This is a genomic window from Clostridium sp. CM027, from assembly GCF_024730565.1.
In the GTDB taxonomy this organism is placed as follows: domain Bacteria; phylum Bacillota; class Clostridia; order Clostridiales; family Clostridiaceae; genus Clostridium_AD; species Clostridium_AD estertheticum_B.
Genome location: NZ_CP077725.1, coordinates 527,634 through 541,993, shown reverse-complemented (window position 1 = coordinate 541,993; position 14,360 = coordinate 527,634). Strand labels below are relative to the sequence as shown.

Sequence of the window (14,360 nt, the reverse complement as noted above, 5' to 3'; positions counted from 1 at the left end):
ATAAGTTTTTTTTAAAAGTCTTCTAGAAATCGAATATTTATGATATTTACCCATTATTTTATTTTTTATTATCATGCAATACTTGATCAATTACAATTACCATTGCTAAGGTAAACGCATAATTTTCTTCTTCATTGATGGCAATTTCATAAGTATCTCCCCACGAAAGCCATTTTTTGTTTATTTGCGCAACTATACTACCATTTTTCACTATTGAAAAATCATGAGCAAAGAAGTCTCCTTCAATCTCGTAATTACCCATATCGCTTTCTATATGGAATTTATTACTAAATAAGGTGAATTCTTTTTTCACTTTGGCAGCATAGTTTCCGCTTAAATATATATTATATTCCGGCAGTAACTTAAATAACTTCTGCTCAATGTATATAATTTCATTATTATTCATATCATAAATTCTAAGTTTATTTCCAAATGAGAAAATCTTTCCTTCTACATTGAATACATCATTACCTGAAACATCTTTAATACTAAAACTGTCACCTATTGAGAATATCTTTTCTCGGATATAAAACTTCACACAAACTCCCCCAATAACATTTATTCCTATATATTTTATTATACATTATAAATATAGTTCCATTAGTTCTAATTTGATTTTACCAAAACCTACATGCATTATCAATAAAACTAAGAAGTTCAAATGGAGGATACGGTTAATTTTTTTCATATATACTTATATTAAAATGGAGCAAAGTTGATAGCTTTGAGGTATCATTAGCTTTTTCTCTCATTGCATTATCAATAGTCCAATAGTAAGGAGTCATTGCAATAAGACTCTTTATATCTTCAGCATTTCCGACATCGATGCTGTACTTAACTTCCACGCTCTGAGTTAACTTAAATCCATCAAATGTTGTTACTTTTTCCTCATGTTTTCTAGCATTTACATATAATATTTCTTTTAAACCATATAAATGTTGAACTCCAGGAGTTATAACAACTAGCTTACCGTTATCCTTTAGAACCCTATTAAGCTCAGTCTCATCTGAGGGTGCAAAATTTCTTATAATGATATCTATAGTGCCTGGCATTATGGGTAGGTTAAAATTACTACCTACTATAAATTTTATTTTTTTATCTCTCTTAGTTGCATAAGTAACTGCAGCTTTCGAAATATCTACGCCAAAAAAATCAATTTCTTTATTTCGGGTGTAGCTAGCTTCTTTTCTATGTATGGCTTCCTTTAATCTGCATAAAAAATATCCTTCTCCACACCCAGCATCAAGTATATTTATATTATTTCCATTTATATTTGATATTATTACATCATTTAGTTTATCAGAAAAAGTGTGATAATACCCTTTATTTAAAAAGTCTCTACGCCCTTCCATCATTTCTTTGCAGTCACCAGGGTCTTTTGTTTTCTTTTGATTAGCAAGCAAAAGATTAATATGTCCTTTACTTGCTATATCATAACTATGATTATTTAAACATACATATTGTTTTTCATACTTTTTTAAACTTAAGTTGCATACGGGACATTTTAATATAGATTCTTTATTTTCTATTGTCACAAAATCACTGCCTTTCTTTAATTTTCTTTAATTTTCTTTAATTTTAGAATGGTTTTTTCGCTAAACTCTACTCCAATTGAATCTAATATAAATATAAATATTGGGATTCCAAGGAGCAGACCCCAAATTCCCATAAAATGCTCTGACACTATTAATGTTACAAAAGTAAAAAATATTGGAAGATTGGTGGTATCAGACATAAACTTTGGGTTTAAAATATAACTTTCAATAGCATGAATTATAAAAATCATAATAAGCACAAATATTACTTTAACTAACCCGCCCATTTTAAAAGCAATTAAACATAGGGGAATTAGCGAAATAAATAACCCCGCCACTGGTATAAGACTTAAAATAAATATCATAAATGCAAGAGCGAATAATTTCGGAAATCCCATTATAGTTAATCCTATCACTGATAATACTGTATTTGCAATGGCTATCATTATTTGAGCCTGTATTACTTTACCAAAGGAATTTAAAAAATTATTACCAAAATAGCTCAAATAATTATATGCCACAGATACTTTACTATATTTAAACTTATGTACAAATTTTAACACGCTGTCCTTCTCTAATATAAATACTAAGCTTAGTAAAAGTGCCATAAAAAAATTAAAACTCCATTTTCCAAAATTAGTTACAAAAATCATAATACTTTGAATACCCGATTTAGCATAATTTGCAATATTAATTTGATTAAACATCGGTGCTAAATACTTCGTAAATCCTTTTGTATTTTCAGAAAAATTAATATATTCCATCTTGCCTAAAATAGATATACTTTCAGAAATAGCAATTGGTATATATTTTACTGCTAGAAGGACTATTGTTACTGTCATAAACATATATATAATTATAGTAATAATAGTTGGATTTACTTTTACTACTCTGTTAATTTGCTTAACTAATAAACTTTGTAGACTATTCACTAAATAAGTAATCATAAATGTTAATAGAATCAAATTAAAAATGGATCTTATTAAATATGCAAATAATATTATTGCTAAAAGCAATAGCATTTTCTCTACGGTTTTTCTATTAAATAACTGTGTTATTGTTTGCATTTAAGGCGCTCCTTCATCTTTTTTATTGTTTTTTGTTAAAATTTATTGAGATTTATTTAAACATTATTTTAATTTTTTCGCTATAATAAATTATTTTTCGGCTATTTCATTATATCAAATTGTTTAACTTATTTCTATTAATTACTATGTACTAAATTTAAAATTTTATAATACACGAAGAATAAGAAAAATGGTGTATAATATATATACTAATAAGAAAGTTTGGTGATGATAATAAATGAAACCTGTAATTATGTTTGTAACTGAATGGTGTCCATATTGTAAAAAAGCACTTACTTGGATGGACGCTATAAAAAAACAAAATCCAGAATACGCTGGTATTGATATTAAAATAATTGATGAAGAGCTTCAACCGGATATAGCAAAACAATATACATACTATTATGTCCCTACGTACTATGTTGACGGAGTTAAAGTTCATGAAGGCGTTGCCTCTAAAAATATTATTAATGGTATATTTGAAAAGGCCTTAAAATAATTTTAATAAACTAAAAATGTAAGAAGATAATTTTAAATTATCTTCTTACATTTTTTTAATTTCATGTATATCTTTTTAATCGCGGGATATACTATTATTGTAGTCGACAAACAAACATTAAACTTATAAAAGGGAGATGTTAGTTATGTTAATAAGTAAACCACTTGTAATTTTAAGCGTAGGCAATATTGCTGGGGCTAAAAATGGGGACTACTAAGTAATTCCGTATGAAAATTAAAATACGGAGTTATAAATCCATATTTTATATGGATTAGTAAAGCCAATGATTATTTTATATAATCATTGGCTTTATGTTTTTTATCTTGTTGATCTAAAATTTTTAGGCTGCTGACTCCCGCCATGATTTCTTCCATTTCTTCTAGCATTGCCTGATTGTTGAGGCTTTCTTGTTGAAGGTTTATTTGCCTTATCATTACTTGCTATTACAGGTTCATTACTTGCAGGATAAGGATGATCTTCAATTACTGGTATTGATTTTGATATAACCTTTTGAATATCCTTAAGAAAAGGTTTTTCTTCTTCATCGCAAAACGAAAGTGCAACTCCACCAAGTCCTGCCCTACCAGTCCTTCCTATTCTATGAACATAAGTCTCTGGTATATTTGGCAAATCAAAATTGATTACATGAGATAATTCATCAACATCAATACCTCTCGCTGCTATATCTGTTGCGACTAATACTCTTGTTATACCCGACTTAAAATTATTTAAAGCAAGTTGCCTAGCACTTTGAGATTTATTACCATGAATAGCTTGTGCTTCTATTCCTACATTGTTAAGGTCCTTCGTGATTTTATTTGCACCATGCTTTGTTCTTGAAAATACTAAGGCAGAAACTATGGACTTATCTTTTAGCAAATGAATAAGTAGCGGTTTCTTATCTTTTTTATCCACAAAATATACTGATTGTTCAATAAGCTCAATGGTAGATGAAACAGGTGTCACTGCTACTTTTACTGGATCCACAAGAATAGAATCAACTAGCTTTGAGATTTCTGTTGGCATAGTCGCTGAAAATAACATAGTTTGTCTAATTTTAGGTAGTTGCGCTATAATTTTTTTTACGTCACGCAAAAATCCCATATCAAGCATACGGTCTGCCTCGTCAAGTACAAACATTTCCACATGGTGTATGTTAATGTATTTCTGTTGCATTAAATCGAGTAATCTACCAGTAGTGGCAATTAAAATATCTACTCCATCTTTTAAAGCATCAGTTTGTTTTTTTTGTGATACGCCTCCGAAAATAACTGCACTAGTAAGATTCATGTGTTTACTATAGGCTGTAAAACTTTCTCCAATTTGAATTGCTAGTTCCCTAGTAGGTGCGAGTATTAAGGCCTTTATATTTTTAGGTCCCTTTATAACTTTTTGCCTCCCACAAAGAATTTGCAGTATAGGAATAGCAAAAGCCGCTGTCTTTCCAGTGCCTGTCTGAGCACAGCCTAGAAAGTCTTTTCCTTCCAATATAGTAGGAATTGCAGCTTCTTGTATAGGCGTAGGTTGCACATAACCTTCAGTTTTTAAAGCCTTGTTTATTGGTGTAATAAGATTTAAGTCTTCGAATAACATTTTTTTCTCCTTTGGAAGTGGCTGTCTTTGACTTTAAATGTCACAAATCACTGATATCCTGTTATGAATTTTCCCGAAAATTGGAAACAACAACTTTCTTACATGATTATATTGCATCTAAGAAACCACCCTTTTATTAGTGATATGAGCATATTTAGGCTGATTTTTCTTCATTTAGCTCCGACTTTGTAGGTCTATGATGTATAAATAAATATGTTTCTTTTATATCAACTTCAATCTTATAACTGTTTTAATTCAACTATTCGTTGCACTCATATTTTTTTATTATAACATATTTCGACTCTTGTTGCTATTCTTCTATTTTCCATAAATAATGTTGAATATAGCTGTTAATTTACCACAAACTATATCTACAAAATATTTTTTTTACAAAAGGAGACATTTATATGAATGAAAACTTTAATTACCCTATGAACGTACCTGAGCAAAAACAAGATAAACAACCAGGATTAGAAACGCTTATGAATCCAAGACCTATTTTTGAAAATTTAAATTGCATAGGTTCTGGAAAATTAATGAATAAAGTTGCCTTAATTACAGGTGGCGATAGTGGCATTGGAAAAGCAATTGCTCTTGCATACGCCAGAGAAGGAGCTGACATAGCCATAGTATATCTTGATGAGCATGAAGATGCAGAAGAGACAAAAAAACTTATTGAGGCAAAGGGTAGAAAGTGTATTTTAATTGCCGGAGATATAGGAGACGATACCTTTTGCAATGATTCTGTAAATAAAATAATAAAAGAATTTAGTAAATTAGATATTCTTGTGAACAATGCCGGTGAGCAACATCCCCAAAATAGTATTGAAGATATTACAAAGCAGCAACTAGAGAAAACTTTTAAAACAAATATTTTTGCCATGTTTTATATGGTTAAAGCTGCATTACCCCATTTAATAGAGGGTGCTACTATTATAAATACTTCATCGGTTACAGCCTACAAAGGCCACGAAACATTAATTGATTACTCCTCAACTAAGGGAGCAATAGTTACCTTCACCCGTTCTTTAGCTCTTTCATTAGCAAGTAGAAAAATACGAGTTAACTCAGTGGCTCCAGGCCCCATATGGACACCTCTTATACCGTCTTCCTTTAGCGCAAATGAGGTTGGTAAATTTGGGAGCAACACTCCTATGGGAAGGCCAGGTCAACCTGTAGAACTCGCTGAAACTTATGTGTTTTTAGCTTCCGAAGGTTCTTCATTTATAAGCGGTGAAACTATTCATGTAAATGGCGGCAATATTATAAATGGTTAATACCTGGTATCATCCAGCTTACAAGTGGCATGTTTCTTATCATAACTAAATAGGAAAATACAAAATAGGCGTCAATTTTTTGAGGCCTATTTTGTTCGCTTTGTGGTACCTTTATTTCTACCTCTCTCCTTTTGCAATTTTTTAAAAATTTATAATTATTTTATTTCTATTGGAAATAGCTTCACTTAATTTGTTAATATATCCACACATATAATAATAGTACATTGGCAAATATATATACCAATAGTATTATTAATAAGTAATTTGATCCTTGTATATTTTTTAAAAATTTCTTAAAATAATTTATTTTTTAAGGAGGAAGATATTATCAAAATCAAAATTTTTACTTTCACGCTTTTTGTTAGTTTACTTCTTAATATTTGCAATATGACAATAGCCTCGGCTACAAATTTTACTTTTACAGATCAAAACGCTAATAAGTATAACATAATAATGAAGCAAGACCTACTCTGCCTAATGATAGCTTATTCTGAATATATTACAAGTATTGAAGAAAATAATGGACACGTATATTTAATAATGAAGTCTGGAAAAAAATTATGCTATGATGACAAGAAAGAGAAAAATTCACAAGAAAAACTATCAAACCCAGATCTTCAAGACACGTTAGATCAAATTTATCCCCTTTCTGCTGTTAAAAGCATTATGGAGTCTAATTTTGATCCTGGTCGCTTTCGGTCCTACGACTTATTATCAGAAGTTTATGGCACTTCAAAAAAAGCTGTAGAATCCAAACTTACAAAAGTCAAAGTAGGTTATAGTAATTTTCAATTCAATAATAGTAGTAGTGCATCCGATTCACTGCAATCTGTTATGAGTGAGCTAATTCCTCTTTCAGAAAGAAACCAAAATGTAAGAAGATGTCTTCTTCCCTGTAGTGGAACTTTTAATTATCGCGTAATTGCAGGTACAAATCGATTAAGTCCTCATTCTTTTGGTATTGCTATTGATCTTGCTAGTGATAAAAGTGATTATTGGAAATGGGCATCAAAAGAAGCAGGTGAAAACAGATTATCCTCATATCCGAACGAGCTTGTAAAAGTTTTTGAAAATAATGGCTTTGTTTGGGGTGGTAAATGGTCACACTTTGATATCTTACATTTCGAGTATAGACCTGAAATCATTTTAAAAGCTCGCTATTTTACAGGCAATGTAGGTTCAAAAAATGCTTGGTATGAAGGTGCACCATGGCAACAAGTGCCTATAAAGAATGCAATTGATAGAATCAATGCATTAATAAAATAATAGGAGTATAATATTATGAATTTTTGTAAAATTAAAAAGTTACAATTATCTAAAAGTAGATTACTTATATTTATCATACTTCTTTTATTAATACAGTTATATAGCAATAGTTACACATATGCTATTACGGATGATTCAAAAAAAGAAGTTACTAGTTATATAGATCAAATTTTTCAAATAAGAAACAAAGCCCTACTTAGCGGTGATTTAAAATTAATACAGTCACTTTATAATATGGACACAAAATATGGAACTTGGGCATATGAATATGAAAAAAGAAAGATGGAGTATATTAATAATTGGGCAGAAAAACAAGGAGTTAAGTTTACACATATTATACCAACTGTAATTGTAAAAAATATTAAAGGTAGCAATAATAATCTTTCAGTTTATTTATTATGCTCCACAGAATATAAATATGAATATGAAAATCAGCCCGGACTAGAAAATACGTCTAGAATTGGAACCTATCACAACTTACAACTTATGAGTAAAGATGGTTCTTGGGTAATTTCTAAAGAATGGTATAAAGACCCTTTTGCAAACTCTTTAAACTTAGATAATATTAAGGCAGATTCTATAAAAAAATTTATACTATCCCAAAGCGCACGAGATCTATCTGCCATAGATAAAGGAAGAGTAAGTGCTATAGAATATGCTGATAAATATTGCGGGGCTGCAAGCACTGCAGAATACGAATACAAGTATAATAAAAAGTACAGAAATTATAATCCCGAAGGTGGTGATTGTGCAAACTTTGCATCACAAATTCTTTTAGAAGGAAGTAAATTCAGAAAAAATCCTGCTTGGAACTACGACAAAAATGGAGCAACAAGATCTTGGCTAAATGCGGATGGTTTTAAAAACTATATGCTATATAGTGGTAGAGCATCAATAATTTCCTATGGCAGCTATGACAAAGTATATAAAGCTAGTTATAATCTACTGCCAGGAGATTTTGTTGCCTATGAAAAGAAAAATGACATAACTCATATTTCTGTTGTTACAGGATCTGATTCAAGAGGATATTCCTTGGTCAGCTGTCATAATTCTGATAGAAATAAAGTTCCTTGGGATCTTGGATGGAGCGATAAAAACATTAAATTTTGGTTAGTTAGAGTTCATTATTAACAAAAATATTAAAACAATAAACTATAAGGAGGTAAATAATCATGAAAACTGAAGAACAAATTAAATCAGAAGTTACTAGGCAGGTTATTGATAGTATGAAAACAACTTTAAATGAAGAATTAACTGAGGTAGAGAAGGAATTTGAGGAAACTTATAAAAGCAAGCTTGAGCAAGAAATTCAATATACATTAGAACTTTCAGAAACAGGTCTTAAACACAATTCAACCAAAAACATAAAAGTAGAAAATAAAAAACTAATACAGCAATTAGATAATATAAGAAGTGAAAAGGCTAAAGTTGAGAGCAAATTAAAGACATTAAATGAATTCGAAAATTTATAGTTCCCCAGAAAGTGTCGTTGTGGCATGGTTAAGTTGACTTATTCTTTTCAATATAGTAGTATATAGTTTGATGAATAAATATTATATTATGCATAATATGTATATTTTAGTGTAGATAAGGAGAATTAACTTACCATGAATATTTCTACTAAAGGAAGATACGGTTTAAGGGCAATGGTTGATATAGCTGTGCATTCATTTGGAGACTATATACCCTTAAAGGTTATCGCTGAAAGGCAGTCAATCTCAGAAAATTATCTAGAACAAGTGTTCTCAGTACTTAGAAAGGCTAATCTTGTAAAAAGTGCAAGAGGATCCCAGGGTGGTTATACCCTATCAAAAGAAGCATCAAAAATCACAGTAGGTGAAGTTTTAAGAACCCTTGAAGGTGATTTAGATATTACTGGAGATGATGGTGGTGCCTTAGGTGTTGATAAAACCATAAAAGTTTGTATAAACACTCTAGTTTGGCAAGAGGTTAATGAACAAATTAATAAAGTTATGGATTCAGTAACGCTACAAGATCTTGTAGAAAAATATAAAAGTCTAAATGATGAGTATATCTTAGACTTTATAATATAAATGAAGAATAACAGCACTTTGGAAATCCCGGTGCTGTTATTCTTCATTTATTTTCATTAACATAAAAGAACACCTTGATTAATTCTATTCCCATAAATCTTCAGTTAATTTTTCAATTTCTCTGATTCTTTTTTTAGTTTCCATTGTATCAATAGTAATCAAACCATTATCAATACTAAGTACGTCTCCTTCTTTAGCGCTATGAGGTAATTTAATCCTTTTAATATCAATCATACTTCTATCTTCTTTTTCACATACTGCATAACAGCCAACAAATCTATCTATTATTATTTTCATACAATCAACTCCTTAACGAGGTGCCCCCCAAACGCTACATGGTTCATATCCCGCTTTTGCATTATTCAAATTCATATGCATTTTACTTTTCTTTGAGTATCTACAACCATCACTGTGATACTTTTCACCTGTTACAGTATATACTGTAACGCTCTTATTTTGAGTTATTTTGACTTTTTCTCAAGGGATGAATTAACCACAGGGTGTTTAATATTAAACCTACCTTAGTGTATTAATAATTAATCAATACACTAAGGTGTTATACCATCATTGAACAAATTTTATTCGAATATATATTGTACTAATTTATTATCCTATAATATATTTGTGATTTTTTTCATATATTTTGTTTCTTCTTCATCTTCAATTAGTTTTTTCGCCATATCATTTTTCTTGTTATTATCAATTTTATCTTTTATACTTTTATCTAGATCAAATAAGTATGACCAGTCTTCTTCATTTATATTTTTCGGTCTATCCATCTGTAATTTATTGCATTTTAAAATTCCATTAATCAATTGTAGTTTTTCTTTGTATTCTTCTCTCTTTTCGTCAATCTCAATTTTACCCTTTAAATCTAATACTATTATTTTAAAATCAATATCTTTAATCCAAGCAGGTTTTTCCTTTTTAATTAATTCTTTCGGATTTTTAGTATAACAAAGTATTTTAAAGGCAAGTAGTTCTAATCTATATGCCTCATGCTTTAACTCATAAATTTTTTTGTCTTCCAAATATTCTAGTGGATGATTATTTATAAATTCAATTGGAGACTTTATAGAATATAATTTACTTAATAAATTTTGTAAATACAACTCTTTTAAGAAATTATAATAATCCAGCCACTTATCTTCTAACATTCCATTTTGTTTTTTTTCTTTTAATAAATCCAGTATTTTATCTGTATTAAAATAATATTGACTAGCATTGTATTTTTTTAATAATATAAATACATCAAAAATTTTATTCTGTATTATATTCCATATATCTTGCTTAATATTTTGAGGTTTATTCAAACCTAAAAGCACTGAAAAATCATTGTAATAGTTTATTTCCATAACTATTTTTTTGATTTGTTCCTCTAATACCTCTGTAGATTTTTTCAATATATAATCCCATTCATTGTTATTAATATAAGAAGGCTTATTATTATTTAAAAATTTATAGCATGTACTAAATTCAAGTTCTCTAATATTTCTAGGATTTTTGTTTTCTCCTACAAATTCATCTATAGCGACTTTACGGATATTTAACCATTTTTGTCTTGATACATAAATAGGCTTTCTTTTTTCTAATATTTTCTTACTTTCATAATATGCCTTACGTTCTAAATCATTAATTAACATATTTTTTAAGAAATTATTAAAACACTTCATCTTATCCACCTCGTATATAATTATTTTTTATCCGTTCTTACATATCCATATTATATCATAATTTACATAATATTTTATAATTATGAAAAATTTGGTTAATTGATTTATCAACTTTCTTAGTAAACCTAATATTTTTGCAAACTAAAGAACGAAAGTAGTATTTCTCCTACTCTAATTGTGTAAGTCATCTCCTGCGAATCTGCAATATTAATGACTTCAGAAGGAGATTTATACTCCCACTAAGTTTTACTCTAATGTGATATAAATATTACATTAGAGCACTCTTTCATAGGGTCTCGTATATTACCATCCTTTTTGCACGACAAAAAAAGAAGCTCATCTCTAAGCTCCCCTATTATTCTACGGGTAATCTTACCCTTAGCTACTTACCCTCAATACCTTTCATACCTTTCTCAATTTCTTGGTTTATTTTATCAGCTTGTATTTGAGTAATTACACGATTTTCTACTAATGTACCTAATCTATTAATACTACCTTTAACTTGCGACACATTTTTTGTTGCATCTTCCATTACTTTATCTGACTGGGTTTGTGTTATTGTCTTAGCCGTAACTAGTCCTTTAAGAGTGTCAGAGTAAATTGTTTTTGTTGCTGTTGGAAGGATAGCTTTTTTAGTAGTATTAGTCGGCGACTTCATGGAATTACAAGCAGTAAATAGCAAAATAGATATACTAATTATAATAAATGTTGAAGCAATTTTTACATTCTTCATTTTTACACACCATCCTAAGATTATTTGTTCTTTATATTATTAGGATAATTGAATTAAAATATACTATTTTTGATACTATACAAATTCCTCTTATATTTACCACCATATTTTCTGTAAAATAAAAAAACACCTCCAATAACAGATACATTGTGTATCTATTATTGAAAGTGGTTAAATTCAGTATATCATTGTCTTAAATTTTCTACGGTAACATGTATATCATTATACAAACATCTAAATTTCTGATGATTGCCTGCAAACCATCTATCCCTCAAATTCCTCAGGGTACTCTGCATTGTGATAAACGTCCTGTACGTCATCATCATCTTCAAGCGCATCTATAAGTCTTTGCACTTTACCGGCGCCTTCCAGGCTAATAGGTATCATGTTATCTGGTATCATTGTAACCTCTTATTATATTGATAGACCATCATGGAATTCATTCGTAAACCATCATGTAATCATAGTATACCATTATAAAATGACTAAAATCAAGTGTTTCACGATGGTATACATTGCTTTATTTAAATTTCAAAAATCTCTTCATTAATGTATACATCAATTTTAAGCATGATAGTTTTATTTATTGCTACTATTATATATACATTACTCCAAATAAAAAAACGAAAAAAAGGAGTATACACGAACTTAATCTCATATACTCCTTTTAGCTCTTACCATTTATATCCACAACTTTTACATTCCCATGTTTTATTTAATTTTCCCAAACTAAAAATACCCCATACACCTACACTGGCCGCTTTACTTATGGAACCAATCTTATTGCATTTGACACTTTTACAATTTGGACATTTAATTAAATTATCTTTAGCCACATAAGTTGATTTAACCTGTGTTTTAATTGGTTCATTAGGTTTATTACTAACCGTATTTCCCACTAAACTTACAACTGCTCCAACATCTTTAAATCCACTTTTAATACTTTCGGCCTTATTAATATCTAAATCAAACATAAAGACAGAAGGCATTTTGTCGACTACATCTTTAGACTCTTTCAATCCCCAATTTGTCAATACTCTTATTAATTTAATTGTTTTGATCACACTTGTAGTGCTTTCTAAAACTAAATTATAAGAAGTAGGTTGTTCAATTGCTTCTATCTTTTGTTCTTGTATTTTCATTGGTTCACCACAATGAGGACAACTTACTGCATTGGGGCTTATATCTTTATCACACATTGGACATTTAATTAAATTACCCATACAAATTCTCCTTTTTGAATTGTTTCACTGTAATGTAAAATTTCCCTATTTCAACAATATCTTATTATCCGTATTTTGTCAATTAACTATGGAATATCTGTGTATTTGTTTAAAACTTGTAGCTGCTCGTACATATAAATTCTTTACCATATTTACCGTAAAAAATTACGACAACATAATACGAACACACGTACTCTCATTCTCATTCACTCTCAATTGCGAACCGTAATCGGTATATACAAGAATGGTGCTGGCATAAACCAGTACATGCTTTCTACAATAATTATAAAATTAATTCAAACGTAAAAATACCGCCCCTTATAGTTTAGCGAAAAAAAAGGGACTAAAACGAAATTAATCGCTCAGTCCCTTTAAAATCACCTAACAATCTGTAAGTGACCCGCATCTTAGTTTTAGCTTGTCTTTTCTTCTTTTAATTCTAAGATACTCTTTGCATCTGGTTTTGGATATGTTAATGTTGTTACGAATTGTAAAAGTTCTGTTTTTTCGTCATATCCAATTAATTGAAAGTTATTATTTTCATAAAAATCAGTTAAATTTTTATTACTTACGCATTCAACTAAAACTACTCTCATTCCCATTATCTCATAACACTTCTGTATTATATTTAAAGCACTATCTAAAATTTCTTTTCCATCAATTAAATCCTTATATGTATCATTCTTCGCCAACTGACCTATTAGATAACATTTTAATTCTTCGGCATTTTTATTTAATCCATCCAAAAGTCTTGTTTTCGTTTTACTTAAAGTATTAGGTATTTTTATAGATTTAGTTGAAGTTGAAAAATATCCTAATATCTTTAAATCACCATTTTTCTCATGTGGATTATCTTTTGGTACAATTAAATAAGTCCTACACTTATCTGCTTCATCAAATCTAATAGCAGTATTCTTTAAAAAGCTTTCAACATCTTTATTCCTATGGCAAGAAAAAGTTTTAAGTTGTGATGCTATTCCCTCTTTTGAAACTTCATTTAAAGCTTCTTTTAACGAGAGAATAATTGTTTCAATAACTTTTTACCTTCTTCTAATTTTTTTTCAATATTAATATCTTTTATTATAGCCATATTCATTCTGTCATATTGTATTTTTTTTATCAGTGCTTCAGCAGAAGTATCATTTAAAACTATTGCTCTGTCAAATGATATTGTTGCCATATCCATTCCCCCTATGTGTATCTTGTATACTTTCTTGTTGCTTGTCCACATCTTTACACTCATTCTATCACCTCATACTCCATATTTCAATATATTTTTTCATAATTCTTAGTCACATTCTCATAATTTTACATAAATTCTTCAAAACATACATTATTTAAATTAACATATCCCATACAAATATTTTACCATATATTGTAATGGATTCATTAAAATTAATAACAAAAAATAAGACAGTAAATACCATAAGTTTTCCTTGT

16 protein-coding genes and 1 pseudogene are annotated in these 14,360 nt (G+C 29.2%); 6 read left to right on the top strand and 11 right to left on the bottom strand.

The window, feature by feature from the left end; all coding sequences use genetic code 11:
* Positions 1-58: 58 nt before the first annotated feature.
* From KTC92_RS02655 to KTC92_RS02645, 3 genes are all read right to left on the bottom strand, one after another.
* A complete protein-coding gene (locus tag KTC92_RS02655; protein WP_216302780.1) occupies positions 59-538 on the bottom strand; it encodes an LURP-one-related/scramblase family protein in 480 nt (159 codons plus the stop codon).
* A gap of 136 nt (positions 539-674) precedes the next feature.
* A complete protein-coding gene (locus tag KTC92_RS02650) occupies positions 675-1,535 on the bottom strand; it encodes a methyltransferase domain-containing protein (protein WP_216302779.1) in 861 nt (286 codons plus the stop codon).
* Positions 1,536-1,552: 17 nt separating this feature from the next.
* Positions 1,553-2,602 carry an AI-2E family transporter gene (locus KTC92_RS02645; RefSeq protein WP_220286584.1) on the bottom strand — a complete coding sequence of 350 codons (1,050 nt, stop codon included), beginning with the start codon at positions 2,600-2,602 and terminating at the stop codon, positions 1,553-1,555.
* 238 nt (positions 2,603-2,840) lie between these two features.
* Between KTC92_RS02645 and KTC92_RS02640 the strand changes: the two genes are divergently transcribed.
* A complete protein-coding gene (locus KTC92_RS02640; protein ID WP_165414609.1) occupies positions 2,841-3,101 on the top strand; it encodes a thioredoxin family protein in 261 nt (86 codons plus the stop codon).
* Positions 3,102-3,419: 318 nt separating this feature from the next.
* Here the strand turns inward: KTC92_RS02640 and KTC92_RS02635 are convergent, their stop codons facing one another.
* Positions 3,420-4,694, bottom strand: coding sequence for a DEAD/DEAH box helicase (locus KTC92_RS02635; protein ID WP_220286585.1), 1,275 nt, complete (start codon positions 4,692-4,694; stop codon positions 3,420-3,422).
* Between the two features lie 407 nt (positions 4,695-5,101).
* Between KTC92_RS02635 and KTC92_RS02630 the strand changes: the two genes are divergently transcribed.
* The 5 genes from KTC92_RS02630 to KTC92_RS02610 all read left to right on the top strand — a co-directional run bounded on the left by KTC92_RS02630 (position 5,102) and on the right by KTC92_RS02610 (position 9,291).
* Positions 5,102-5,971, top strand: coding sequence for an SDR family oxidoreductase (locus KTC92_RS02630; RefSeq protein WP_216302776.1), 870 nt, complete (start codon positions 5,102-5,104; stop codon positions 5,969-5,971).
* A 387-nt stretch (positions 5,972-6,358) separates the two neighbouring features.
* On the top strand, positions 6,359-7,237 hold the full coding sequence (locus KTC92_RS02625; RefSeq protein WP_220286586.1) for a M15 family metallopeptidase: 879 nt from the start codon (positions 6,359-6,361) through the stop codon (positions 7,235-7,237).
* 15 nt (positions 7,238-7,252) lie between these two features.
* The gene (locus tag KTC92_RS02620; RefSeq protein WP_220286587.1) at positions 7,253-8,368 is read left to right on the top strand and encodes an amidase domain-containing protein; all 1,116 of its coding nucleotides are present in this window, start codon (positions 7,253-7,255) and stop codon (positions 8,366-8,368) included.
* Positions 8,369-8,409: 41 nt separating this feature from the next.
* A complete protein-coding gene (locus KTC92_RS02615) occupies positions 8,410-8,709 on the top strand; it encodes a hypothetical protein (protein ID WP_165414604.1) in 300 nt (99 codons plus the stop codon).
* Between the two features lie 135 nt (positions 8,710-8,844).
* A complete protein-coding gene (locus KTC92_RS02610; protein WP_165414603.1) occupies positions 8,845-9,291 on the top strand; it encodes an Rrf2 family transcriptional regulator in 447 nt (148 codons plus the stop codon).
* A gap of 84 nt (positions 9,292-9,375) precedes the next feature.
* Here the strand turns inward: KTC92_RS02610 and KTC92_RS02605 are convergent, their stop codons facing one another.
* From KTC92_RS02605 to KTC92_RS02575, 7 genes and pseudogenes are all read right to left on the bottom strand, one after another.
* Positions 9,376-9,588 carry a DUF3006 domain-containing protein gene (locus tag KTC92_RS02605; RefSeq protein ID WP_220286588.1) on the bottom strand — a complete coding sequence of 71 codons (213 nt, stop codon included), beginning with the start codon at positions 9,586-9,588 and terminating at the stop codon, positions 9,376-9,378.
* Between the two features lie 314 nt (positions 9,589-9,902).
* Positions 9,903-10,964, bottom strand: a complete 1,062-nt coding sequence (locus tag KTC92_RS02600) for a hypothetical protein (protein ID WP_216302773.1) — start codon at positions 10,962-10,964, stop codon at positions 9,903-9,905.
* 382 nt (positions 10,965-11,346) lie between these two features.
* Complete coding sequence (locus KTC92_RS02595) at positions 11,347-11,697, bottom strand: hypothetical protein (RefSeq protein ID WP_220286589.1); 351 nt, start codon at positions 11,695-11,697, stop codon at positions 11,347-11,349.
* A 264-nt stretch (positions 11,698-11,961) separates the two neighbouring features.
* Positions 11,962-12,108: pseudogene (locus tag KTC92_RS02590) on the bottom strand (YebC/PmpR family DNA-binding transcriptional regulator); the annotation flags it as partial.
* Between the two features lie 263 nt (positions 12,109-12,371).
* Positions 12,372-12,920, bottom strand: a complete 549-nt coding sequence (locus KTC92_RS02585) for a ribosomal protein L7/L12 (protein WP_220286591.1) — start codon at positions 12,918-12,920, stop codon at positions 12,372-12,374.
* Between the two features lie 413 nt (positions 12,921-13,333).
* Positions 13,334-13,666 carry a hypothetical protein gene (locus KTC92_RS02580; RefSeq protein WP_220286592.1) on the bottom strand — a complete coding sequence of 111 codons (333 nt, stop codon included), beginning with the start codon at positions 13,664-13,666 and terminating at the stop codon, positions 13,334-13,336.
* Between the two features lie 263 nt (positions 13,667-13,929).
* On the bottom strand, positions 13,930-14,100 hold the full coding sequence (locus KTC92_RS02575; protein ID WP_220286593.1) for a hypothetical protein: 171 nt from the start codon (positions 14,098-14,100) through the stop codon (positions 13,930-13,932).
* Positions 14,101-14,360 lie beyond the last annotated feature (260 nt).

Bases quoted from the DNA above. Each gene is read 5' to 3' on its own strand.
- KTC92_RS02610 (WP_165414603.1), top strand. From the start codon at position 8,845: ATGAATATTTCTACTAAAGGAAGATACGGTTTAAGGGCAATGGTTGAT.
- KTC92_RS02630 (WP_216302776.1), top strand. From the start codon at position 5,102: ATGAATGAAAACTTTAATTACCCTATGAACGTACCTGAGCAAAAACAA.
- KTC92_RS02625 (WP_220286586.1), top strand. From the start codon at position 6,359: ATGACAATAGCCTCGGCTACAAATTTTACTTTTACAGATCAAAACGCT.
- KTC92_RS02645 (WP_220286584.1), bottom strand. From the start codon at position 2,602: ATGCAAACAATAACACAGTTATTTAATAGAAAAACCGTAGAGAAAATG.
- KTC92_RS02605 (WP_220286588.1), bottom strand. From the start codon at position 9,588: ATGAAAATAATAATAGATAGATTTGTTGGCTGTTATGCAGTATGTGAA.
- KTC92_RS02575 (WP_220286593.1), bottom strand. From the start codon at position 14,100: ATGGCAACAATATCATTTGACAGAGCAATAGTTTTAAATGATACTTCT.
- KTC92_RS02600 (WP_216302773.1), bottom strand. From the start codon at position 10,964: ATGAAGTGTTTTAATAATTTCTTAAAAAATATGTTAATTAATGATTTA.
- KTC92_RS02640 (WP_165414609.1), top strand. From the start codon at position 2,841: ATGAAACCTGTAATTATGTTTGTAACTGAATGGTGTCCATATTGTAAA.
- KTC92_RS02615 (WP_165414604.1), top strand. From the start codon at position 8,410: ATGAAAACTGAAGAACAAATTAAATCAGAAGTTACTAGGCAGGTTATT.
- KTC92_RS02595 (WP_220286589.1), bottom strand. From the start codon at position 11,697: ATGAAGAATGTAAAAATTGCTTCAACATTTATTATAATTAGTATATCT.
- KTC92_RS02635 (WP_220286585.1), bottom strand. From the start codon at position 4,694: ATGTTATTCGAAGACTTAAATCTTATTACACCAATAAACAAGGCTTTA.
- KTC92_RS02620 (WP_220286587.1), top strand. From the start codon at position 7,253: ATGAATTTTTGTAAAATTAAAAAGTTACAATTATCTAAAAGTAGATTA.
- KTC92_RS02585 (WP_220286591.1), bottom strand. From the start codon at position 12,920: ATGGGTAATTTAATTAAATGTCCAATGTGTGATAAAGATATAAGCCCC.